Source organism: Sphingobium sp. GW456-12-10-14-TSB1 (assembly GCF_059424385.1).
Genome location: NZ_JBWKZI010000001.1, coordinates 2065646 through 2086638, shown reverse-complemented (window position 1 = coordinate 2086638; position 20993 = coordinate 2065646). Strand labels below are relative to the sequence as shown.

Sequence of the window (20993 nt, the reverse complement as noted above, 5' to 3'; positions counted from 1 at the left end):
CCCACCTTTCATCGCTTCGTTCCGCAACGTGTCGGGCCGTGGTCCGTTTGCCTGTTTCCATACAGGTGCAAGGAGAAGCCCCATGCCCGCCATTAATAACAGCCGCATCCTCATCATCGCGACCGACGGGTTCGAGCAGTCCGAATTGTTCGACCCTCGCGACGCCCTGATCGAGGCGGGAGCCAGCGTGACCCTCGCTTCGCCCGATCTAAATCCGATCCAGGGCATGAAGCATGATGAAAAGGGCGACACCATAACCCCCGACATCCGCCTCGATGCCGTCAGGATGGAGGAATATGACGCTCTGCTACTGCCCGGCGGCGTCGCCAATCCCGACACGCTGCGCACCAATGCGACGGCGGTGTCGGCGGTGCGCGCCTTCGTGACCGCGGGAAAGCCGGTCGCGGCCATCTGTCACGGCCCATGGCTGCTGGTGGAGGCCGACGTCGTCAACGGACGGACGGTCACGTCCTGGCCATCGGTACGTACGGACCTGCGCAACGCGGGTGCCGAGGTCGTCGATCATACGGTCGTGGTGGACGGCAATATCATCACCAGCCGCAAGCCCGACGACATTCCCGCCTTTGTTGAAGCCTTGATCAAGGCCGTTGTGGAAACCGAAGCCGTTACGGCCTGACCCGCAAGCCGCCGCCCACCCGCCACGGGATCGGGCGGCGGCGAAGCGTTGAAATGTGCGCCAGCGCCAGCGTCGCGCAGACGATGGCGGCGGGCAAGGCTACCGGCATAGCGGCAGGTAGCAGAACAGCCGTGACAGCCGCCGCGACCAGTCCGGTCAGCGCCAGTCCCAACGCATGTGCCTCCCCATCGGGACCGCGCAACCAGAATAGACACGCGCTGATGCCGGTCATGAAGCCGATCATGTAACGGATCGCCTCCCCCGCAGCGCCAAGGCCGAGCATCACCAGCAGCACAAGCACCGCGCCAGCCGAGCGCCGCGACAGCCCCGCCAATATGTGGGTGCAAACCGGATATATCAGCAATTCGCTCAGCGACGCGGCGACCAGGATCGCCTGCGCCCGCGCGCCATCGCCTGCGATCAGAGCCACCGCCGCCGCCGCTGCCCATGGGATCAGCCGCGCCGGCGCCATGCGGATATGGCTTATCCAGTTGCTCCAGCCGTTGCGCATGGCCCATCGCCGGTCCGCCAGCCTTAGCTGAAAACCGCCGAGGATGAACAGGGCTTCGACCCCCCATGGCATAAGGCTGGGGGCAATCAGTGGCGACGCCAGCAGCAGGCCCAGCAACAACCCATGGACCAGCCCCAATGCGCGCAGCTCGCCGCTCATGCCAGCGCCCCGCGCGGCCGGTTCATCGCCGCGTTCAGGTCCGCTCGCGCCGCGGCCTTGCGCCTCCGGCTCAGATAGGTGTCGAGGCCGATCTGGAGCGCCAGCATCATGAAGATGAAGGGCTGATAAGCGATGCCCACGAACAGCGATCCGACCATGTAGACGATATGCCCTTGTTGCAGCGCCAGAGCGAACGGTGCGATCCAGGCTTCGTCCGGTCCCGCCCGTTTGCGATACAGGCGGCGGATCATTTCGGTGCGGATGAAACAGATGCCGTGGATCAACGCCCAGAGCAGGAATCCGAAATAGCCCTGCTCGCCCAGCATCTCGAAATAGGCGCTGTGATAGGCGCGGCCCTTGTCGGTCACCAATCGCCGCTCGATCCGCTTCGTGTCGCCGTCACCCACTTCGCTCTGGGCGAAATAGGTAAAGCTGTTCTGCAGATAATTGTCGAAGCCGCCGCCGCCCGGATGGGTTTTCACATAGTCGAGCGTCCACATCCACACCGCCACGCGGGTCGATGCGCTCTCGTCGCCCTGATGATTCTCGATCGTCTGCATCCGCTGGGTGAAACTGGCGGGCAGGAAGGGGATGGATATGAGCGCCGCCAGCAGCATCAGCGGCCCATAGACGAAGCGGCGCGGCGAACGCACCAGCATCAATCCCGCCAGGATGACGATGCAGACCAGGCCGGTGCGCGCTTCGGTGCCGATCGGCATCAGCATGCAGGCGAGGCACAGGCAGTAGCAAAAGGCTTTCACCCGCCAGTCGTCCGGCGCGAATATGGTGCCATGCCTGGACAGCCACAGGATCAGCGGGATCAGCGAAATGGCGACGCAGCTGATGATCGATCCTTCATACAGGCCGCTATTATTCTCGACCATCAGGTTCAGCACGCCATAGCCACCGCCCGACAGGGCGGTTTTCATGCCGCCATTGATGATGATCGTGCTGGCGCACAGGATCATGAAAACGGTCATCGCCTCGATTCGCAGGCGCGTGCGCAGGGTGAGCGGCAGGAAGATGCCCGCAATGATCGCCTTCCACACCCAGTTCCATTTGGTCATCGCCTCGACCGGGAAATCGGCGGTCGCGGTGGTATAGCCGCACCAGAGCAGCAGGATCAGCAGCAGCGCCTGCCGCGCGGAAAAGCGGCAATCCTTCTTGTCGTCGACGACCAGCCAGGCGCCCACCATCGCGGCGAAGGCAATGGCGGAGATCGGGATCGAATTGAGCAGGAAATAGGACAGGCGCTGGGGCGAGACGATGTCGATATAGGCGTAGACGGCGACCAGCAGAAACGGGCGCTTCAGCCCCATCAGGAAAAAGACGCCCAGAAAGGCGACGAAGAACAGGTCACGCATCGCGCGCGCGCTCCTCTGCTGGCGGATCGCGATCCAGATCCGCGCGCGGCAACAGCCGCCACGCGGCGAGCAGGATCACGCCATGGCTGATCAGCAGGGACAGGGTGTCGATCATTGGGTCTTGGTGGTTCCACTGGCTACCGCTCCTCCCTAACGCGACACAGTTGACGGGCCGTTAAACCTTTTGCGCCTAAGTCTATGGGCTATGACCCATATTCTTCATGTGCTGGATCACAGCCTGCCGCTGCACAGTGGCTACACCTTCCGCACGCGCGCCATCCTGCGCGCGCAGATGGCCAGGGGTTGGGAGGTGCGCGGCATAACCGGGCATCGCCACAGCGCATCGGGTCCGCTGGAGGAACTGGTCGACGGCCTTCACTTCCACCGCACCCCCGGCAAGCCCGCAACGGGTAATCCGGTGCTGCGCGAGTGGCGCGACATTGCCGCCCATGCCGACGCGATCGAGGCGCTGGTGCAGCAATGGCGGCCAGACATCATCCACGCCCATTCGCCGGTGCTCAACGCCATCGCCGCGCAGCGCGTGGCCAAACGCCACGCCATTCCCCTGGTCTATGAAATCCGGGCCTTCTGGGAAGATGCAGCGGTCGGCAACGGCACCGGGACGGAGGGCAGTCCGCGGTATTGGCTCACCCGCCAGCTCGAAACCCACGCCGTGCGCAATGCCGATGCGGTAGCGGTCATCTGCGAAGGTCTGCGCGCCGATCTGGCCACGCGCGGGATTGATCCGTCCAAGATCATCGTGTCGCCCAATGGCGTCGATATGGACCAGTTCGGTACGCCCGTGCCACGCGACCCCGCGCTCACGGCGCAACTCGGTCTTGAAGGGGCCGATGTCGTCGGCTTCATCGGCAGCTTCTACGATTATGAAGGGCTGGACGATCTGATCGCAGCCATGCCGCGACTCGTCCGCGCCCGGCCCAGGGCCAAGCTGCTGCTGGTTGGCGGCGGCCCGCGCGAACAGGCGCTGCGCGATCAGGCGCTCGCTTCGCCCTTTGCCGACCATATCGTCTTTGTGGGCCGGGTGCCGCACGATCAGGTCGAACATTATTACGCCCAGATCGACATATTGGCCTATCCGCGCAAGGCGATGCGGCTGACGGATCTCGTAACGCCATTGAAGCCGCTCGAAGCCATGGCGCAAGGTCAACTGGTCGCCGCCTCCAGCGTGGGCGGCCATCGTGAACTGATAGAGGATAGCGTCACCGGAACCTTGTTCCCGCCCGACGATCCGGCAGGCATGGCCGCCGCGCTCGCGGGCTTGTTTGCCGATCGCGGCATCTGGGAAGAACGGCGCGCGGTTGCCCGCGCCTTTGTCGAGCGTGAGCGTAACTGGTCGTCAAACATTTTGCGTTACGAACCTGTTTACCAGCGGCTGCTGGCGCGTCCCGCCCGGACGCGCGCGGCCGCCTGAGGCAAGGTTGGACAATCGAAGTGGCCATCAGGGCAGCACGAACAAGAGGGATCGCCATCATGGCGCTGGTCGGCCTGGCCGCAGCGCTGCTGGTGTTGTGGATTCCGGTCGGGCTGATCGAAATGGTCGTGGCGTCGAGCGGCCTGTCGGAAACCTTGCCCGCCGCCGCCCCGCCGCTGGGGCTCAAAGCCCGGCTGCTGCTGGCCGGTTTTACCGCGCTGATGGCCGTGGGCTTTGTGGGAATGATGCGTCGGCAGGACCGGCAGGCTGAACAGGAAGGACGCATGGTGCGCGTCCAGGGAGCAAGAAAAATGGGTTTCGCTTTTTCAAAACTGACCGCGCTGGCGCGGGGACGTATTGCCCCAGTCGATGACGCCACGCCGTCGCTGCGTCGCGCCGATGCCCATCCCGATGCACCCGCCCGCGCGCCCATTTTTGCGAGTCGCGATTTCAACGGCCTCGACATTTTCGGCCGTACCGATGCATTGCGCAGGCCATTGGCGACGCGCTCCGAACCTGAACAGGATGCTGTCGTCCCGTCCGAAGGTCTGGTCATGCCCAGTGCGCCCTTGCCGATGGCCGATGAAGATTTGCCCCAGCCGACCTTTCAGCGCCTGGCCGCCCCTGCCGTCGAGCCGGATGTCGCCAAGGAAGCATCGCAGGACACCGCGCCGGTCATGCCCGCGCGGCTTGATCCCATCCCGACCCAGGGCTTGTCGATCACCGAATTGACCCAGCGGCTGGAGCGCGGCCTTGCCCTGCGCAGCCGCGCGCCGGCGGCGGATGCCGGCACGGTGCGGGTTATCGCCGATATGCCGGTTGCGCCCGCCGTGCCGGTGCGGGACATGGTGGCGCAGGATGCCGACGATGCCCTGCGCGCGGCCCTGGGCGCGTTGCGCAGCATGGCTGGCCAGGGGCGTTAAGCCCCTACCAGTCCTCGATCGTCAGCGCCGACAGTTCCACCCACCATTCATCTGCTTCCTGTCGCGAATCGTCGATCGTGATGTCGGCGACGAAATGGCCCGGTACCTGCCATTCCGCGCTCTCTATCCCCTCGGCAAAGGCGCGGAAGCGCGTCGTCGCTCTGGCGCCGGACAGGCGTAGAGTGACGATGTGGCGGCGTCCTTCGAACAGGGCGCTCGCCCAGGGGCGACTCACCGCACGCTCGATCACCGTCGGCGCGCCCGCCCGCTGGAGCAGCTGCTCCAGCAGCCGGGGTAGGGGATCGCGATGGGATTTTCCTATCGGTTTGTTTTGGACCAGATTCTTGATGCCAAATCCATGATGGACGCTTGTCATTGGCTGATGCTCCTGCGATATGTGTTCATGAAATGTTCTACTCGTCTCCTTACGCGGTCGCCCGGCTCGCGCCCCTGGCGCAGGTCGAAAACCAGCCGTGGATCGCGCGTGCTGGCGCGACCAAAGGTGGTTGGCGGCATGTCATGTTGGCGAAGGAATCGTTCGATCGCGTGCAACAGCATCGGCTTCTTTCTCCTCTTTCGGTCCGACTCACCCGCTGCAAGTCGATAGGCATATTCCTATCTCTAAGCCATTTTCCTACTTGTCTAGGAAAATTCCTATCATTATGGATTGGATATGGATGAATCGCAGAACGCCCGGATTGCGCTGGATCGGCTGATTGCCGAACGGGGGGAAAATTATGCCGATCTGTCCCGGCTGATCGGTCGCAACCCCGCCTATATCCAGCAGTTCATCAAACGTGGCACACCGCGTAAACTGGATGAGGCGGACCGGCATGTGCTGGCCCGCTATTTCGGTGTCGCTGAACAGATGTTGGGTGGCAGCGCCGCGCCGGTGACGGTCCCCGCCCGCACGCGCGGCATGCCTGCCGTCGTGGCAGTGCCGCGCCTGGCGCTGGGCGCGTCGGCAGGCGTCGGCACGCTGGACGAAGATGAGCGCACAGCCGGTGTGATGGCGTTCGACGCGCATTGGCTGCGTCATCTGGGGGTGCGGCCGCAGCGCGTTTCGATCATCCGGGTCGATGGCGAATCGATGGCGCCCACGCTTAGCGATGGCGATGACATCATGGTCGATCATGACGATGACGCCACCCGGTTGCGCGATGGCGTGTACGTCTTGCGGCTCGACGGCGTGCTGATGGTCAAACGGATCGCGATGGGGCCGTTGCGTGGCCGCTTCAGCGTCGTCAGCGACAATCTCCATTATCCCGACTGGACTGACATTGATCCGGCGCTGGTGGATATTGTCGGTCGCGTCGTCTGGACTGGCAGGCGTCTGGTCTAGCGCGGGCAGCCTACCTATCTTGGCGCCAAAGGAGTCCCGATTTGAACGACAATGGCGCGGTGATCCGCAAGGGCGTCGAATGGCGCGGTGCAAAGCTGGCGCTGGCGACGGTGGTATCGACCTGGGGGTCCGCGCCGCGCCCGCGCGGCAGCCATATGATCGTGCATCAGGATGGCCGCTTTGAAGGCAGCATTTCCGGCGGCTGCGTCGAAAGCGATGTGCTGCACCGCGCTGCCGAGGTGATTGCCGGGCGCGCCGCCCATGTCGCCACCTATGGCGTGGCCGATGGCGATGCCTGGGACGTCGGTTTGCCCTGCGGCGGCGAGATCGCGGTCCTGATCCAACCGGTGGGCGCAGACGGTTTTGCGCCCGACCTGTTCGACCGGATCGAGGCCGCCAGCGCGCGGGGCCGGGCGCTGACTTTGGCGACCGACCTTGCGACCGGGGTCACCCGCGAACAGGCAGGCGAGGGCGATTTCCTCAACCGCTATGACCCGCCCCGCCGCCTGCTGATCGTCGGCGCGGTCCAGATCGCCCAGTCGCTGGTGCCGCTGGCGCAGGCGATCGGCGTGACGCCGGTGGTGATCGACCCGCGCGGGCGGTTCCTGACGGCCGAGCGTTTCCCCGGCGTCGAACTGGACGATCGCTGGCCCGACGAAGCCATCACCGCCCGCTTCCCCGGCGAATCGACTGCCGTTGTGACGCTCAGCCACGACATCAAGATTGACGATCCGGCGCTGGAAGCGGCGCTCCGCGCATCAACTGGCTATGTCGCGGCGCTCGGATCGCGCAAGAGCCACGCCGCGCGGCTGGAACGGTTGGCGGCGCAGGGTTTTGATGCAGGCGATCTGGCGCGCATTGACGGTCCGGCGGGGCTGGACATCGGTGCCATCGGCGCGGCGGAAATCGCGCTGTCGATTACCGCTGGCATGGTCGCGGGCTTTAACGCGCGCCGCTAAAACAGAATGCCCCCTGCCGCAAGGGATGGGGCAGGGGGCATATCCCTCAAGCTGTCGGGCACAAAGGACGTCGCGCCCTAGCAAGCTGACCGTACAGATCAATCATAATATATAATCAAACGGTAACTTTATGTCCCATATTGAAATTTTACAATAGTATTATTACTCGCCCTAGCAGCATTTTCCGCCATTTTTGCCGCCATATCGCGCTTCCTGCCGATCGCGAAAAAACTGCGTCCGGTCCATCGCCGGCTGGTCGGGATGGTGGGTCAGCATGTGGCGCAGATAGGCGTCATAGTCGGGCATGCCGACCATCAGCCGCGCGGTCTGTCGCAACAGGCTCAAAAACCCGCTCATTCCGCAGGCACCAGTTGTGCCGGGATTTCGCGCGCCGTCGGCGCCGCGATTCGCCGCGCGGCGATGCAGGTGCGGATGGTGAAGAACAGCAGCGCCAGCACCACCGCCAGGAACAGCGCGACCAGCGCCGCATCGACCCGGTCATTGAAGATGATTCGCTGCATTTCCGGCATCGATTTGGCCGGGGCCAGCACTTCGCCCGCCTGCACCGCTGCGCTGAACTTGGCGGCATGGGCCAGAAAGCCGACCTTGGCGTCAGCGGAAAATAGCTTCAGCCACCCCGCCGACAGGGTGCAGACCAGCAGCCAGGCGGTCGGGATCATCGTGACCCAGGCGAACCGGTCGCGCTTCATGCGGAACAGCACCACCGTCCCCAGCATCAGCGCGATGGCGGCCAGCATCTGATTGGAAATGCCGAACACCGGCCAGAGCGTATTCACCCCGCCCAGCGGATCGGTGACCCCCTGATACAGGAAGAAGCCCCAGGCAGCGACCGTCAGCGCGGTGGCGACGATGCCGGGGACCATGCTCTTGCTTTCCTTGAAGCTCGGTGCCGCCAGCGCGATCAGATCCTGCAACATGAAGCGCCCGGCGCGGGTGCCTGCGTCCACGGCGGTCAGGATGAACAGCGCCTCGAACAATATCGCGAAATGATACCAAAAGGCCTTCATCGCCGGACCGCCGACGACATGGCTGAATATCTCCGCCATGGCGACGGCCAGCGTCGGCGCGCCGCCCGCGCGGCTGATGATGCTATGTTCGCCGACATCCTTGGCCGTCTGGGTGATCAGGTCGGGCGAGATCGGAAAGCCCATCGCTGTCACGGCGGCGGACGCGCTGGCGGCGTCGGTGCCGATCAGCGCGGCCGGGCTGTTCATCGTGAAATAGATGCCGGGGTCCAGGATCGACGCGCCCACCAGCGCCATGATTGCCACAAAGGCTTCCATCAGCATCGCGCCATAGCCGATCATCGGCGCATGCCCTTCGCTGGCGATCAGCTTGGGCGTCGTGCCGCTGGAAATCAGCGCATGGAAACCCGACACCGCGCCGCAAGCGATGGTGATGAACAGGAAGGGGAAAAGGCCGCCTGACCAGACCGGCCCGCCGCCCTCCACAAACTGCGTCAGCGCCGGCATCTTCAGCGGCGGCGCCATGATGACGATGCCGACCGCCAGCGCCGCGATCGCCCCGATCTTGAGGAAGGTGGACAGATAGTCGCGTGGCGCCAGCAACAGCCATACGGGCAATATGGAGGCTACCGCACCATAGCCGATCAATATCCAGCAGAGCGTCAGCGGCGTGAAGGTGAAGATCGGCCCCCAGAAGGGCGACGCTGCCACCGACTGGCCATAGACGATCGCGGCCAGCAGCCCGACCAGCCCCAGCAGCGACACTTCACCGATCCGCCCCGGCCTGATCCAGCGTGTATAGGCGCCCATCATCATGGCCAGCGGCACGGTCGCCGCGACCGTGAACATGCCCCAGGGACTTTCCGCCAGCGCCTTGACCACGATCAGCGCCAGCACCGCCAGGATGATGACCATGATCATGAACGCGCCGAACAGCGCGATCGTCCCGGCCCATTGCCCCATTTCCATGCGGATCAACTCGCCCAGCGATTTGCCGTCGCGGCGCATCGACACGAACAGGATCATGAAATCCTGCACAGCCCCTGCCAGCACGACGCCGACGATGATCCATAATGTGCCGGGCAGATAGCCCATCTGCGCCGCGAGCACCGGCCCGACCAGCGGTCCCGCGCCCGCAATCGCTGCGAAATGATGACCGAACAGGACCGTGCGGTCGGTCGCGACATAGTCCAGCCCGTCGGCGCGGCGCAGCGCCGGGGTAGGGCGCGAAGGATCGAGCCGCATCACCTTGCTGGCGATGAACAGCGCATAATAGCGATAGGCGACCAGAAAGCAGCTGACCGCCGCGACGACGATCCACAGCGCATTGACGGCTTCGCCCCGCGACACCGCGACGACGCTCAGCGCTACCGCGCCGATCACGGCCATCGCTATCCAGGGAAGATGCCGGTTCATCATGCTCTCTCACGCTCGTCTGCAGGAAAAGACGACAGTAGGGCGCTGGACCGGAAAGACAATCTTTCGCTAATGCCGCCGGGCAAAGGGCCAGTCGATGATATGGGCCGCCCACAGCGCCCACCAGATGATGACCGGCTGCAACGCCAGGCGCGGGGCATGATAGGCCCAGCCCAGATGCACGCCGCCAATGGCTATATCATGGACGGCATGGTTGATATTGGCAGGCCAGACGCACAGCGCATAGAGCGCCAGGCCGATCCCCGCCGCCTTGCGCAACGCCGGCACCATCAATCCGGCGGCTCCCGCCAGTTCAGCCAGTCCCGTCAGGAAAATCACCGTGGCGGGGAAGGGCACCCAACTCGGCGTGATCGCGATGAAGCCGCCGGGCGACCGCAAATGCGCGATCCCCGCGACCAGATAGGCCAGCGCCAGCACCCATCGCGCGATCCGCCGGGGGCGGCTTTCACTCACCGCTTGCGGACAAATTCGGCGCGCAGCACCAGGCCCTTGATCCCGTCAAACTTGCAGTCGATTTCCTGCGCATCGCCCGTCAGCCGGATCGACTTGATCAGCGTGCCGCGCTTCAGCGTCTGGCCAGCGCCCTTGACCGTCAGATCCTTGATCAACGTCACCTGATCGCCGTCGGCCAGCAGATTGCCGACCGAATCGCGCACTTCGACACTGTTCGGCTCACTGTCGGCCTGCTTCACATCGGCGGCGCTGATCCATTCGCCGGTCGCTTCGTCATAGACATATTCATCGTCGGCCATGGTCATGCGCTCCTGTTCGTTGCGCCGTCCATAGGCGCTCGCGCCATCAAGCGCCAGCGATCAGCCGATCGTCACGGCTTCCAGCACCGCCGCGCGCAGTTCGGGAATGCCCATGCCCTTCTCGCTGGACGTGGCGATGATGTCGGGATGGGCGGCGGGACGCTTGCGGATCGCTTGCGCGGTCTGCTCGGTCACGGCGGCCAGTTCGCTCGCCTTGATCTTGTCCGCCTTGGTCAGGATGATGCGATAGCTCACCGCCGCGCCGTCCAGCATGTCCAGCATGTCGGTATCGACTTCCTTGATGCCATGGCGGCTGTCGATCAGCACGAGCGCGCGCTTGAGCGCGGCCCGCCCGCGCAGATAGTCGTTCACCAGGAACTTCCATTTGCGCACCACATCCTTGGGTGCCTTCGCATAGCCATAGCCGGGCATGTCGACCAGGCGGAAGCGCAGCGGATCGCCCACGTCAAAGAAGTTCAGTTCCTGCGTCCGCCCCGGCGTATTGGATGTCCGCGCCAGATTGTTGCGGTTAGTGAGGGCGTTGAGCAGCGATGATTTGCCGACATTGGACCGGCCGGCAAAGGCGACCTCATTGACCGCCATGTCGGGCAGAAATTCCAGCGTCGGCGCGGACTTCAGGAAGGTGATCGGCCCGGAAAAGACCTTGCGCGCTTCCTCGATCAGGTCAGGGGATTCCATGTCGTTCACCTTTCAAATCCTCCCCCACAGGGGGAGGGGGACCGCGCCCGAAGGGCGTGGTGGAGGGGTGTCACCCTCGCGATAGGGGGACACCCCTCCGTCCGGCCTGCGGCCAGCCACCTCCCCTTGCAGGGGAGGATGATACTTACTTCGCGACTGCCGTGCTCAGCACGGGGTGGCGGCGGTACAGCCACCATTGCTGGGCCATCGACAGGCAGTTGTTGGTGATCCAGTACACCAGCAGGCCAGCCGCGAACGGGGCCATGATGAACATCATCATCCACGGCATGATCGAAAAGATCTGCTGCTGCATCGGGTCCATCTGCGCGGGGTTCAGCTTGAACTGGAAATACATGCTGATGCCCAGCAGCAGCGCCAGCACGCCGATCCCCAGGAAGGATGGCGGGGTGAAGGGCAGCAGGCCGAACAGGTTCAGGATATGTAGCGGATCGGGCGCGGACAAATCCTTGATCCACAGCACGAACGGCTGATGCCGCATTTCGATCGTCAGCATCAACACCTTGTAGAGCGCGAAGAAGATCGGAATCTGGATGAAGATGGGCAGGCACCCGGCCAGCGGGTTGACCTTCTCCGTCTTGTACAGCGCCATCATCTCCTGCTGGAGACGCGGCTTGTCGTCCTTATACTTCTCCTGCAGCGCCTTCATCTTGGGCTGCACCGCGCGCATTGCCGCCATGCTGGCGAACTGGCGCTGGGCGACCGGGAACATCAGGCCGCGGACCACGAAGGTCAGGCAGATGATCGCCACGCCGAAATTGCCCAGCGTCTCGAACAGCCAGTGCAGCAGGGCAAAAATCGGCTGCTCGAACCAATAGAACCAGCCCCAGTCGATCGCGCGGTCGAACAGCTTGACGCCACCACGCTCATAGGCCTGGAGCGTCTTGACCTCCTTGGCCCCGACGAACAGGCGCAGCGTCTGCGTGACCGACTTGCCGGGCGCCAGCATGGTCGAATCAAGCGCGACGTCGGCCTGATATTGGGTGCCAGCACCCTTGCGGAACTGGGCTGCGACATCGGCATCCTTGCCAGGCACCAGCGCCGACAGCCAATATTTGTCGGTAAAGCCGATCCAGCCGCCCTTGGACTGGAAATCGCGGGTGGACGGACCTTCGTCGAGATCCTTGTAATTCACGTCATAATTGGCCGCGTCGTTGAACACGCCCATCGGGCCGATATGGATGGTCCAGGTATCGGGGTCCTTGGGAATGCTCCTGCGGCTGATATAGCCATAGGGCTTTACGCCGACCGTACCGGCGCCGCTGTTCGACACTTTCTGCGCGGCGGTGATCATGTAATTTTCATCGACGCTCAGGCGAATCTCGAACGTCTGGCCAACGCCATTATTCCAGGTCAGGGTAACGGGGCTGGTCGGGGTCAGTTCGCTGCCCTGCGCGGTCCAGACCGTATCCTTGTTCGGCGTTTTCAGCCCTTCGCCCTGCCATCCGAAGCCGGCGAAATAGGCGTCCTGCGTACCGGCGGGCGAATAGAGGCGGACGTCGGGCGAATCCTTGGCGATGGTTTCCTTGTAGGTCGGCAGCACGATGTCATCGATGCGCGCACCTTTCAGGTTGATCGACCCGTCCAGCTTGGGCGTGCGGATGGGAATGCGCGGGCTTTCCTTCAGCACCACGGCGCGATCGCGAATCGCCGCCACGCTGTCTGCGGCCGGGTCCGCTGCCGGGTTGGCGACAGGCGTCGTCTTGCCACCTTCGATCTTCGTTGCGGGTGGATTGGCCGCTGGAAAGAAATAGGTGGACACATAAGGCCAGCCGAACAGGATCGCAGCGGTCAGCAGCACCGCCAGAATGATATTCTTCTTGTCGTCCACGTTGTTCGGCTCCGCCGTCTTATATCTGTGTCAGGGGACCGGGTCGTAGCCCGAACCGCCCCATGGGTGGCATCGCATTAGCCGCTTCCCTGCCAGCCAGCTACCCTTGATCGCGCCATATTTGCGCACGGCCTGGATCGCATATTCCGAACAGGATGGGGCATAGCGGCAGGAAGGGGGCAGGATGCGCGAAGGGCCGATCTGCCAGAAGCGCGCGATCAGGATGAGCAGGCGGGCCATCATGCGCCGACCTTGCCTTTGCCCCGGCCATGACCTGCCCCCACGCCATGGCGCGACGGCGCATCACCGGCCTGCGGCGCGCGCGCAATCTTGCGCAGCGCCTTTTCCAGCTCGGTGCGCAGCAAGGCGAAATCACGTTCCTTGCCGCCATCGCGGCCAATCAGCACATGGTCGGCACCGGCATAGCCATGCAGCGGCAGCAATTCCCGTGCGAGAACGCGAAAGCGGCGCTTCATCCGGTTACGGATGACGGCGCCGCCAATCTTTTTCGTGACCGTGATGCCGAATCGCATCGCCGGATCGCCATCGTCGCGGTCGCGCACCAGCAGGACGAATCCCGGCATGGGTGCGCGCTTGCCGCGATTGGCCGCCAGGAAATCGGCCCGCTTGCCCATGATGGCAGGCGCAGCCGAAGGCGGCCCTTCGATCAGGCGCTCAGGCTCTTGCGGCCGCGCGCACGACGGGCGCGGATGATGTTGCGGCCGCCGGGGGTCGCCATGCGGGCGCGATAACCGTGACGGCGCTTCCGAACTAGATTGCTCGGCTGAAAAGTGCGCTTCATCGTTCATTCCTCAAAAAACAACTAGAGAATCGGGCGTGACAAAAAAGGGCCGCCAAAGCAGCGGCCGCATGGTCAGGGGGCGTCCGATAGGCAAATGGGGGTGGGAAGTCAATGGGGCGAAGCCCGATCTTGCCGAACCGAAATCCTCCCCTGCAAGGGGAGGGGGACCGCTGGCGTAGCCAGTGGTGGAGGGGTATCACCCTCTCGATAGCGCGACACCCATCCGTCTGGCCTACGGCCATCCACCTCCCCTTAAAGGGGAGGATGGCCCATTACTTCCCCCGCGCCGCCGCCACGCCGCTCTTCAGCGCGTCAAAGCCGACCGCGCCATTCAACACCTGGTCGCCGATGACGAAGGTCGGCGTGCCGCTCGCCTGCAATTTCTGCGCGAGCGCGATGTTGGACTGGATTTCGGCGTCATATTTGTTCGACGCCATCGCTGCTTCCGCGTCCGCTTTGCTGATGCCGGCCTTCGCCGCCGCCGCGACGATCGTGTCGCGCGTCACTTTGCCAGCGCCATAGAGCGCCTTGTGATAGGCCATATATTGGCCGCGCTCGGCCGCCAGAAGCGATACTTTGGCCGCGTCGCTGCTTTCTTCCGACAGGATCGGCAGTTCGCGATAGACGATCTTCACCTTGGCGTCCGACCCCACCAGCTTGGCAAGATCCGGCAGCGATGCGCGGCAATAGCCGCAGGCATAGTCGAAAAATTCGACCACGGTGACATCGGCATTGGCCGCGCCTTCCCACGCCCCGGCATAGGGTTTTTCCAGCGCCATGCGATTGTCCGCGATCGTGCTGGACATGCGTTTCGCCTGCAATCTCTCGATTGCCTGCGGGATGATTTCGGGATGCTCCAATATATAGTCATGAACGATCTTTTCGATCGCGCTCTTGTCCGTGGTGGTCACGGCGGCGGGGGCCTGCACGGCCAGAGCGATCCCGGCGGCTGCCGCGATAAAGGCGAAAGCGCCAAGGGTCATCTGGATCATCCTGTTGGAAAGGGCCGCGCGGAATGTCGGCCGGTTGTGCTGCGTCATTTTATCGTTTCTTCCGCTGCTGCTCGATCGCGGCGCGCGATACCATCGCGATATCCTGCGCCCGCAGATAGTCAACTGTGCCCGGCTTCAACCCCTGCATCGCCGCGTCCGCACTGCGCAGCGCCATCGGATGCTGGCCCATCATCGCGTATCGCTCCGCCGTCGCCAGCGCCGCGCGTGGCGTATCGCCCCGCCGTTCATAGACGACGCCCAACTGATACCAGGCGAAGGGATTTTCCCGGTCGCGCGCCACTGCCAGGCGCAAAACCTGCTCGGCCTCGGCAAAATTCGCCTCATCCTCGGTCGCGATCAGCGCATGGGCCAGCAGCACGGAAATCAGCGGCTGGTTGGTCAGCCGCACCGCTTCGCGCAGCGGTGCAATCGCGTCCTTGGGGCGGCCGCTTTCCAGCAATATCTGGCCTTTGAGCTCCAGAAAATAGGGATCGTCCGGCATCGCCGCCAGCAGTGCGTCGGCTTCATGGAGCGCGCGTTGCGGATAGGCGCTTTTGTGCCAGGCATAGGCCCTGGCATAATGCGCCGGGATCGACTGGTCGCTTTCGGGATATTTGATCAGGGTCTGGGCGGGTTCCGACACGAAGCCGACCAGCTTGGCCTTGATCCGCTCGAACCGCGCCTCCAGCGCCTTGTCGACCGGCTTGTCCCACGCCGGATCGACCGTATAGACCTCGCGCAGCACATTGATGCGTTCCCCTGACAGAGGATGGGTGCGGCCATAGCTGTTATCCTGCGGTATCGCGAGGCGATATTCCTGATTTTGCAGCTTCTTGAAAAATTCCAGGCTTCCCCGGCCACTGATGCCCGCCGTGCTCAGATAGCGCGCGCCCGCCAGATCGGCGGAGCTTTCCTGACCGCGCGAAAAAGCCAGGAATTTGGACATCGCCGCCTGCTGGCCGAGGCCCATAATCCCCATGCCCGCTTCCGCGCCGCCCGCCGCGATGGCGGCGGCCCCCAGCACCAGGCTGAGCAAAGTCACGCCGGTCGCTTCGCGAATCCCTTCGCCAAAGCGGACGATATGGCCGCCCTCTATATGGCCCAGTTCATGCGCTACCACGCCCTGCAACTGGTTCACATTGTCGGCCTGCGCGATCAGCCCGCTATGCACCCACACATATTGGCCGCCAGCGACGAAGGCGTTGATTTCGGGATCGTTGATGACCAGCACCTGGACATTGCGCGGGGCCATGCCCGCCGCCTTGACGAGCGGCGCGGACATGTCGGCCATGAACGCCTCGGTCTCGGCATCGCGCAAGATGCTCTGCGCCAGCGCCGGGCGCGCCATCAGCATGAACACGCCCAGCAGAAGGGCAAGCCATCGGATCAATCGGACCATCACGCGCCGCCCATGCCATGCAGGCCATGAACCGCCGGTGAAGCGGCGCGCCAAACGAAAAACGCCGCTGCCGACCGGGCATGACCGGATAAGCAGCGGCGCTTGTTCATGGGCGAGCGATCCGGCTTTTATTGGCCGAACGTACGCTGCCACCAGCCGCGACGCGGCGTGCCATCGTCATTGACGCCTTCGGATTCGCTCTCCGCCGCGACAGGCTCGGCGGCAGGCGCTTCCTCGGCCGGAGCCGGTGCCTCGACGGCAGGCGCGGCTGCTTCGGCTTCCGCTGCGACATCGGCCTTCTTGCGACGGGTGCGCTTGGGCTTGGCAGGGGCTTCTTCGGCAACCGGCGCCTGGGCCGCGGCCGCTTCCGCCGCAGCGGCATCAGCCTCGATCTGCGCCTTGGTGCGACGACCACGGCGGGGCTTGGCTGGCGCCTTCTCGGCGACGACCTCTACCGGGGCTTCGGCTGCAACCTCGGCGGGCGCTTCCTCGGCGACGGCTTCGGTTGCGGGCGCGCTGTCGGCCTTGGGCTTGCGGGCGCGGGGACGACGACGGGTCTTGGGCGCTTCCTCGGCGGGCGCTTCCTCGACCGCAGCCTCTTGGGCCACGGCGTCTTCGGCGACAGGCGCGTCCTCGGTCACCGCCTCGGCAGTTTCCGCGTTCGCATCGGTTGCAGCTTCACCGCCTTCACGACGACGGCGACCGCCACGGCGACCACGGCGGCCACGACGACGGGCAGCGCCTTCTTCCTCGGCTTCGACGGGAGTGACGGCGGCTTCCGCCTCGCCATCGCTATCCTCGTCCGCTTCATCGGCGCCCGCCTCCTGTGCCTCACCGGCATCGTCCGCAGCTTCGCCCTCGACGCGATTTTCATCGCGCTGGCCGCCACGGCGGCGACGGCGGCGACGGCGACGGCGGTTGCCATCGCGATCCTCGCCCCGGTCACCCCGCTCGGAACGGTCGCGCTCAGAGGCGGCCTCTTCCTCTTCCTCGGCTTGCGGCTCTTCTTCTTCCTCTTCTTCCTCGATCAGGTCGAGTTCGTCGTCATCCTGATCCATCGGTGCATAGGTCACGACGCGTTCGGGGCGCGGGCCGCTCGGCTCGACCGACATGCGTGCGCCCTCCACCTCGCCATCGGGCAGGACGATGATGCTGACGCCGTAGCGCTGCTCGATCTCGTCCAGTTCGCGACGTTTGTTGTTGAGGACGTAGAAGGCGGCTTCCTGGCTGGCGCGCAGCGTGATGATGCTGCCGCGACCCCGCGCCGCTTCCTCTTCCAGCATGCGCAGCGCAGACAGGCCCGCCGACGATGCGGTGCGGACCAGGCCGGTGCCTTCGCAATGCGGGCACTGGCGGGTCGATGCTTCCAGCACGCCGGTGCGCAGGCGCTGGCGGCTCATTTCCATCAGGCCAAAGCCCGAAATCCGGCCGACCTGAATGCGCGCGCGATCGTCCTTCAGCGCTTCCTTCATCGCCTTCTCGACCTTGCGGATGTTGGAGTTCATCTCCATGTCGATGAAGTCGATGACGACCAGACCAGCCATGTCCCGCAGGCGCAACTGACGCGCAATCTCGCGCGCCGCTTCCAGATTGGTCGCAACGGCGGTCTGCTCGATGCCATGCTCGCGGGTCGACCGGCCGGAGTTGATGTCGATCGACACCAGAGCCTCCGTCGGGTTGATCACCAGATAGCCGCCCGATTTCAGCTGCACGACCGGGTTGTACATGGCGGCCAGCTGATCCTCGACACCGGCGCGCTGGAACAGCGATACCGGGTCGGCATAGCCCTTCACCTTGCGCGCATGGCTGGGCATCAGCAGGCGCATGAAGTCCTTGGCGGCCTTGTAACCATGCTCGCCCTCGACAATGACTTCCTCAATATCCTTGTTGTAGATATCGCGGATCGCCCGCTTGATCAGGTCGCTGTCATTGTGGATCAGCGCCGGGGCGGCCGACTTCATCGTATTTTCGCGAATTTCGTCCCACAGGCGGGCGAGATAGTCGAAGTCGCGCTTGATCTCGACCTTGGTGCGCTGAAGGCCGGCAGTCCGCACGATGCAGCCCATCGACGAAGGCAGCGCCATGTCGGCGATGATCGACTTCAACCGCTTGCGGTCCGCCGCATTGCTGATCTTGCGCGAAATGCCGCCGCCGTGCGACGTGTTGGGCATCAGCACGCAGTAACGACCGGCCAGCGACAAATAGCTGGTCAGCGCCGCGCCCTTGTTGCCGCGCTCTTCCTTGACGACCTGGACCAGCAGCACCTGGCGGCGCTTGATGACGTCCTGAATCTTGTAGCGGCGGCGCAGCGCCATCCGCTTGCGGCGCAGTTCGTCGGCGGCATCGTCGCCACCCCGGCTACGGCCACGCCCGCGACCATTGCCGCGCCCGCCTTCGCCTTCGGCCTGTTCGCCGCTCTCCTGCTCGTCATGCGCATCGTCATCATCATGATGATGGGTCGCCTCGACGGTTTCGACGCTGCCGCCTTCGCCGTCCTCGTCATCCTCATCGTCCAGATCGGCGCGCAGCGCAGCCTCTTCCTCGGCATGGGCGCGTTCTTCGCGCAACAGCGCTTCGCGGTCCTCACGCGGGATCTGATAATAGTCGGGATGAATTTCGCTGAAAGCGAGGAAGCCGTGACGGTTGCCGCCATAATCGACGAAGGCGGCCTGCAACGAAGGCTCGACCCGCGTTACCTTGGCCAGATAGATATTGCCCTTGAGCTGCTTGTGCTCAGCGGACTCGAAGTCGAATTCCTCGATCCGGTTACCCTTGACGACCGCGACACGGGTTTCTTCCCGGTGGCGCGCATCGATCAGCATACGCATTGTCATGTAATAGTCTCCGGCGTGGACGGGCTGCGGCACTTGGCCGCGCCGCCACGCGATAGTGAAGGGACGGCCGCGTGCGCGCCGAAAGGGGCGCAGGTTGCGACATCGTCCAGGTTTGAAGGAAATATTGCGCGTCTGCTGCGTCGGCAGGGCCGGACAATTCGCCGGGCCGGACCATCCACGCCGCATCGCCCGTTACCGGGGCAAGCGTGGAATGGAATTCATGCCTCATGCAGCGTCAACCTGTTACTGGCATCCTGTGGCGCGCAGGGTGCGCGCCGATGCCGCTCTTGTTTCCCCGCATCGCCACCGTGAAACAGGCTAGTCTTGCGGGAATATGAATGGGTAGCAGTCAAAGACCCACGGGGCAACGGCTGCCTGAAATATTATGTCTTGTTCGCGTCTGTTCAAAAATGGCCGGAGCAAAGCCCGTTCCAAACCAGCACCCGTATCGCCGCTCGTGCTGAAAATCCCGTTAACCGTCTCATTTTACGGAGCCACAACAGGCTTTGCTTAATCCGGGGTTTAGCGTGGGGACGCTGAACGGATAAGCGCATGACATTTGGCTGGACGGCCCGCATCCATGCGATGCACAAGCGGCGCATGTTACAAAGCCTTGCCCTTGCAAGCACTCTGACGATGGCGGCGCCCGGCAGCGCCGGCGGCATTTATGCCGTCGATGTACGCGACGATCGCGTCATTGTTCGTTTCGACGATCGGGTCGATGGCGCGTCAGCCTTCCTGCTTGATACGCCGCGCCGTATCGCGCTCGACATCAGCGGCGCGCAGATCAGTCGCGGCCAGTTCGCGCCCGGCAATGGCACGATCGCCGCAGTGCGTCAGGGCCAGTTGAGCGAAAGCACCGCCCGCGTCGTTCTCGATCTCGCCAGCCCGGCGACGCTGGGCGATGCGCAGATCGCGCCCGACGGCAAATCGCTCAGCTTCTCGCTCAAGGGCGCGACCGACAGCGTCTTTCGCACGGCGGTGGGCAGGGGCCGCACCAATTTCGACGCGCCCGCCAATATGAGCGCCCGACCGCGAAAGCGACTCCATTCGATCACCGTGCCGATCCCGTCCATGGCGCGCGGCGTCGCGCTGCCGCCGATCGAGGGCGCGCGTGACGGCACCCGTCCCCTGATCGTGATCGATGCGGGCCATGGCGGCCATGATCCGGGCGCGATCAACAAGGATAATGGCAAGCGCGAAAAGGATGTGACGCTGGCCATCGCCCAGGCGATCCGCGACCAGTTGGTCAAGTCGGGCCGTGTGCGCGTGGCGCTGACCCGCGACGATGACAAATATCTCGTGCTTCAGGAACGCTATGGCATCGCCCGCAAGCTGGGCGCAGACCTGTTCATTTCGATCCATGCCGACGCAGCGGAAAATGCCGACGCGCATGGGGCGACCGTCTATACATTGTCCGAAACCGCTTCCGATCGCGAAGCGGCGCGTCTGGCGGCGCGGGAGAATAAGGCGGACATCATCAATGGCGTGAACCTTGGCGGCCAGTCGGGCGACGTCTCCTCGATCCTCATCGACCTGACCCAGCGCGAATCGATGAACATCTCGGCCAATTTCGCGCGTCTGCTCCAGCGCGAAGCATCGCCCTATGTGGCCTTCCGCAGCGCCTATCACCGCTTTGCTTCCTTAATGGTGCTAAAAGCGCCCGATACGCCATCGGTCCTGTTTGAAACCGGCTATATCAGCAATGCCGAGGATGCGGCCTTTCTCGCCTCGCGCGAGGGGCAGCAGAAAATCGCCCGCGGCGTCGCCCGCGCGATCGAGGTTCACTTCGCCCGCAAGCTTGCGATGCACGGCGGCGCGGCCGGGGGCTGATCGCGCCAAAACGCGTCGCTGGCGGGGAAGGGGGGCAGGTTCGACGATCTGCGCTGGCCTTGGCGGCAATTTGACCTTAGAGC

The 20993-nt window shown here is 64.1% G+C and carries 23 protein-coding genes; 6 read left to right on the top strand and 17 right to left on the bottom strand.

All coding sequences use genetic code 11. The annotated features are described in order from the left end of the window. Positions 1–82: 82 nt before the first annotated feature. Positions 83–637: a type 1 glutamine amidotransferase domain-containing protein gene (locus tag AC07X9_RS10200; protein WP_017181474.1), complete on the top strand. Its 555-nt coding sequence runs from the start codon at positions 83–85 to the stop codon at positions 635–637. On the opposite strand, the gene AC07X9_RS10195 is transcribed toward AC07X9_RS10200, so the two are convergent. Genes AC07X9_RS10195 through AC07X9_RS10185 form a run of 3 tightly spaced genes read right to left on the bottom strand, consistent with a single transcriptional unit; the run spans position 627 to position 2786 of the window. After that, entirely contained in the window at positions 627–1307 is a 681-nt protein-coding gene (locus AC07X9_RS10195) for a hypothetical protein (RefSeq protein ID WP_017181473.1), read from the bottom strand. The genes AC07X9_RS10200 and AC07X9_RS10195 overlap by 11 nt on opposite strands. Further along, entirely contained in the window at positions 1304–2671 is a 1368-nt protein-coding gene (locus tag AC07X9_RS10190) for a putative O-glycosylation ligase, exosortase A system-associated (RefSeq protein WP_086485760.1), read from the bottom strand. The genes AC07X9_RS10195 and AC07X9_RS10190 overlap by 4 nt, the downstream gene beginning before the upstream one ends. After that, the gene (locus AC07X9_RS10185; RefSeq protein ID WP_017181471.1) at positions 2664–2786 is read right to left on the bottom strand and encodes a hypothetical protein; all 123 of its coding nucleotides are present in this window, start codon (positions 2784–2786) and stop codon (positions 2664–2666) included. Before AC07X9_RS10185 ends, AC07X9_RS10190 begins: the two co-directional genes overlap by 8 nt. Positions 2787–2876: 90 nt before the next feature. Here AC07X9_RS10185 and AC07X9_RS10180 point away from each other — a divergent pair, with 90 nt between their 5' ends. Both AC07X9_RS10180 and AC07X9_RS10175 read left to right on the top strand, forming a co-directional pair. Then, complete coding sequence (locus AC07X9_RS10180; RefSeq protein WP_017181470.1) at positions 2877–4103, top strand: TIGR04063 family PEP-CTERM/XrtA system glycosyltransferase; 1227 nt, start codon at positions 2877–2879, stop codon at positions 4101–4103. A 59-nt stretch (positions 4104–4162) separates the two neighbouring features. Further along, entirely contained in the window at positions 4163–5026 is an 864-nt protein-coding gene (locus tag AC07X9_RS10175; RefSeq protein WP_017181469.1) for a hypothetical protein, read from the top strand. Positions 5027–5030: 4 nt separating this feature from the next. On the opposite strand, the gene AC07X9_RS10170 is transcribed toward AC07X9_RS10175, so the two are convergent. Both AC07X9_RS10170 and AC07X9_RS10165 read right to left on the bottom strand, forming a co-directional pair. Next, a complete protein-coding gene (locus AC07X9_RS10170) occupies positions 5031–5402 on the bottom strand; it encodes a hypothetical protein (RefSeq protein ID WP_017181468.1) in 372 nt (123 codons plus the stop codon). Continuing rightward, positions 5399–5584 carry a hypothetical protein gene (locus AC07X9_RS10165; RefSeq protein ID WP_026002103.1) on the bottom strand — a complete coding sequence of 62 codons (186 nt, stop codon included), beginning with the start codon at positions 5582–5584 and terminating at the stop codon, positions 5399–5401. Before AC07X9_RS10165 ends, AC07X9_RS10170 begins: the two co-directional genes overlap by 4 nt. A gap of 115 nt (positions 5585–5699) precedes the next feature. Here AC07X9_RS10165 and AC07X9_RS10160 point away from each other — a divergent pair, with 115 nt between their 5' ends. Together AC07X9_RS10160 and AC07X9_RS10155 are read left to right on the top strand one after the other, a co-directional pair. After that, positions 5700–6368 (top strand): S24 family peptidase, encoded by a 669-nt coding sequence (locus AC07X9_RS10160; protein WP_017181467.1) that lies wholly within the window; start codon positions 5700–5702, stop codon positions 6366–6368. 41 nt (positions 6369–6409) lie between these two features. Then, entirely contained in the window at positions 6410–7327 is a 918-nt protein-coding gene (locus AC07X9_RS10155; RefSeq protein WP_017181466.1) for an XdhC family protein, read from the top strand. Between the two features lie 171 nt (positions 7328–7498). On the opposite strand, the gene AC07X9_RS10150 is transcribed toward AC07X9_RS10155, so the two are convergent. The 12 genes from AC07X9_RS10150 to AC07X9_RS10095 all read right to left on the bottom strand — a co-directional run bounded on the left by AC07X9_RS10150 (position 7499) and on the right by AC07X9_RS10095 (position 19077). Then, positions 7499–7684, bottom strand: a complete 186-nt coding sequence (locus AC07X9_RS10150; protein WP_017181465.1) for a YbdD/YjiX family protein — start codon at positions 7682–7684, stop codon at positions 7499–7501. Then, the gene (locus tag AC07X9_RS10145; RefSeq protein ID WP_026002102.1) at positions 7681–9729 is read right to left on the bottom strand and encodes a carbon starvation CstA family protein; all 2049 of its coding nucleotides are present in this window, start codon (positions 9727–9729) and stop codon (positions 7681–7683) included. The genes AC07X9_RS10150 and AC07X9_RS10145 overlap by 4 nt, the downstream gene beginning before the upstream one ends. 69 nt (positions 9730–9798) lie before the next feature. Then, complete coding sequence (locus AC07X9_RS10140; RefSeq protein WP_017181463.1) at positions 9799–10203, bottom strand: DoxX family protein; 405 nt, start codon at positions 10201–10203, stop codon at positions 9799–9801. Beyond that, positions 10200–10502 carry an alkylphosphonate utilization protein gene (locus AC07X9_RS10135; RefSeq protein WP_026002101.1) on the bottom strand — a complete coding sequence of 101 codons (303 nt, stop codon included), beginning with the start codon at positions 10500–10502 and terminating at the stop codon, positions 10200–10202. Before AC07X9_RS10135 ends, AC07X9_RS10140 begins: the two co-directional genes overlap by 4 nt. 60 nt (positions 10503–10562) lie before the next feature. Further along, positions 10563–11201: a ribosome biogenesis GTP-binding protein YihA/YsxC gene (yihA, locus tag AC07X9_RS10130; protein WP_017181461.1), complete on the bottom strand. Its 639-nt coding sequence runs from the start codon at positions 11199–11201 to the stop codon at positions 10563–10565. A gap of 145 nt (positions 11202–11346) precedes the next feature. Continuing rightward, positions 11347–13050 (bottom strand): membrane protein insertase YidC, encoded by a 1704-nt coding sequence (gene yidC / locus AC07X9_RS10125; protein ID WP_017181460.1) that lies wholly within the window; start codon positions 13048–13050, stop codon positions 11347–11349. Between the two features lie 30 nt (positions 13051–13080). After that, positions 13081–13293, bottom strand: coding sequence for a membrane protein insertion efficiency factor YidD (yidD, locus tag AC07X9_RS10120; protein WP_017181459.1), 213 nt, complete (start codon positions 13291–13293; stop codon positions 13081–13083). Further along, entirely contained in the window at positions 13290–13685 is a 396-nt protein-coding gene (gene rnpA, locus AC07X9_RS10115; RefSeq protein WP_017181458.1) for a ribonuclease P protein component, read from the bottom strand. The genes yidD and rnpA overlap by 4 nt, the downstream gene beginning before the upstream one ends. Before the next feature lie 32 nt (positions 13686–13717). Further along, on the bottom strand, positions 13718–13852 hold the full coding sequence (gene rpmH / locus AC07X9_RS10110; RefSeq protein WP_006959075.1) for a 50S ribosomal protein L34: 135 nt from the start codon (positions 13850–13852) through the stop codon (positions 13718–13720). Positions 13853–14124: 272 nt separating this feature from the next. Then, complete coding sequence (locus AC07X9_RS10105; RefSeq protein WP_017181457.1) at positions 14125–14892, bottom strand: DsbA family protein; 768 nt, start codon at positions 14890–14892, stop codon at positions 14125–14127. A gap of 1 nt (position 14893) precedes the next feature. Next, a complete protein-coding gene (locus AC07X9_RS10100; protein ID WP_017181456.1) occupies positions 14894–16243 on the bottom strand; it encodes a M48 family metalloprotease in 1350 nt (449 codons plus the stop codon). Positions 16244–16371: 128 nt separating this feature from the next. Next, positions 16372–19077, bottom strand: coding sequence for an Rne/Rng family ribonuclease (locus AC07X9_RS10095; protein ID WP_037513987.1), 2706 nt, complete (start codon positions 19075–19077; stop codon positions 16372–16374). Between the two features lie 552 nt (positions 19078–19629). Between AC07X9_RS10095 and AC07X9_RS10090 the strand changes: the two genes are divergently transcribed. After that, on the top strand, positions 19630–20910 hold the full coding sequence (locus AC07X9_RS10090; protein ID WP_017181453.1) for an N-acetylmuramoyl-L-alanine amidase: 1281 nt from the start codon (positions 19630–19632) through the stop codon (positions 20908–20910). Positions 20911–20993: the final 83 nt, after the last annotated feature.

Coding starts and splice junctions, on each gene's coding strand:
- AC07X9_RS10105 (WP_017181457.1), bottom strand. CDS start 14,892: ATGACGCAGCACAACCGGCCGACATTCCGCGCGGCCCTTTCCAACAGG.
- rpmH (WP_006959075.1), bottom strand. CDS start 13,852: ATGAAGCGCACTTTTCAGCCGAGCAATCTAGTTCGGAAGCGCCGTCAC.
- AC07X9_RS10170 (WP_017181468.1), bottom strand. CDS start 5,402: ATGACAAGCGTCCATCATGGATTTGGCATCAAGAATCTGGTCCAAAAC.
- AC07X9_RS10100 (WP_017181456.1), bottom strand. CDS start 16,243: ATGGTCCGATTGATCCGATGGCTTGCCCTTCTGCTGGGCGTGTTCATG.
- yidD (WP_017181459.1), bottom strand. CDS start 13,293: ATGATGGCCCGCCTGCTCATCCTGATCGCGCGCTTCTGGCAGATCGGC.
- AC07X9_RS10195 (WP_017181473.1), bottom strand. CDS start 1,307: ATGAGCGGCGAGCTGCGCGCATTGGGGCTGGTCCATGGGTTGTTGCTG.
- AC07X9_RS10090 (WP_017181453.1), top strand. CDS start 19,630: ATGACATTTGGCTGGACGGCCCGCATCCATGCGATGCACAAGCGGCGC.
- AC07X9_RS10150 (WP_017181465.1), bottom strand. CDS start 7,684: ATGAGCGGGTTTTTGAGCCTGTTGCGACAGACCGCGCGGCTGATGGTC.
- AC07X9_RS10165 (WP_026002103.1), bottom strand. CDS start 5,584: ATGCTGTTGCACGCGATCGAACGATTCCTTCGCCAACATGACATGCCG.
- AC07X9_RS10160 (WP_017181467.1), top strand. CDS start 5,700: ATGGATGAATCGCAGAACGCCCGGATTGCGCTGGATCGGCTGATTGCC.
- AC07X9_RS10185 (WP_017181471.1), bottom strand. CDS start 2,786: ATGATCGACACCCTGTCCCTGCTGATCAGCCATGGCGTGATCCTGCTC.
- AC07X9_RS10135 (WP_026002101.1), bottom strand. CDS start 10,502: ATGGCCGACGATGAATATGTCTATGACGAAGCGACCGGCGAATGGATC.
- AC07X9_RS10175 (WP_017181469.1), top strand. CDS start 4,163: ATGGCGCTGGTCGGCCTGGCCGCAGCGCTGCTGGTGTTGTGGATTCCG.
- AC07X9_RS10145 (WP_026002102.1), bottom strand. CDS start 9,729: ATGAACCGGCATCTTCCCTGGATAGCGATGGCCGTGATCGGCGCGGTA.
- AC07X9_RS10180 (WP_017181470.1), top strand. CDS start 2,877: ATGACCCATATTCTTCATGTGCTGGATCACAGCCTGCCGCTGCACAGT.
- rnpA (WP_017181458.1), bottom strand. CDS start 13,685: ATGGGCAAGCGGGCCGATTTCCTGGCGGCCAATCGCGGCAAGCGCGCA.
- AC07X9_RS10200 (WP_017181474.1), top strand. CDS start 83: ATGCCCGCCATTAATAACAGCCGCATCCTCATCATCGCGACCGACGGG.
- AC07X9_RS10095 (WP_037513987.1), bottom strand. CDS start 19,077: ATGACAATGCGTATGCTGATCGATGCGCGCCACCGGGAAGAAACCCGT.
- yihA (WP_017181461.1), bottom strand. CDS start 11,201: ATGGAATCCCCTGACCTGATCGAGGAAGCGCGCAAGGTCTTTTCCGGG.
- AC07X9_RS10190 (WP_086485760.1), bottom strand. CDS start 2,671: ATGCGTGACCTGTTCTTCGTCGCCTTTCTGGGCGTCTTTTTCCTGATG.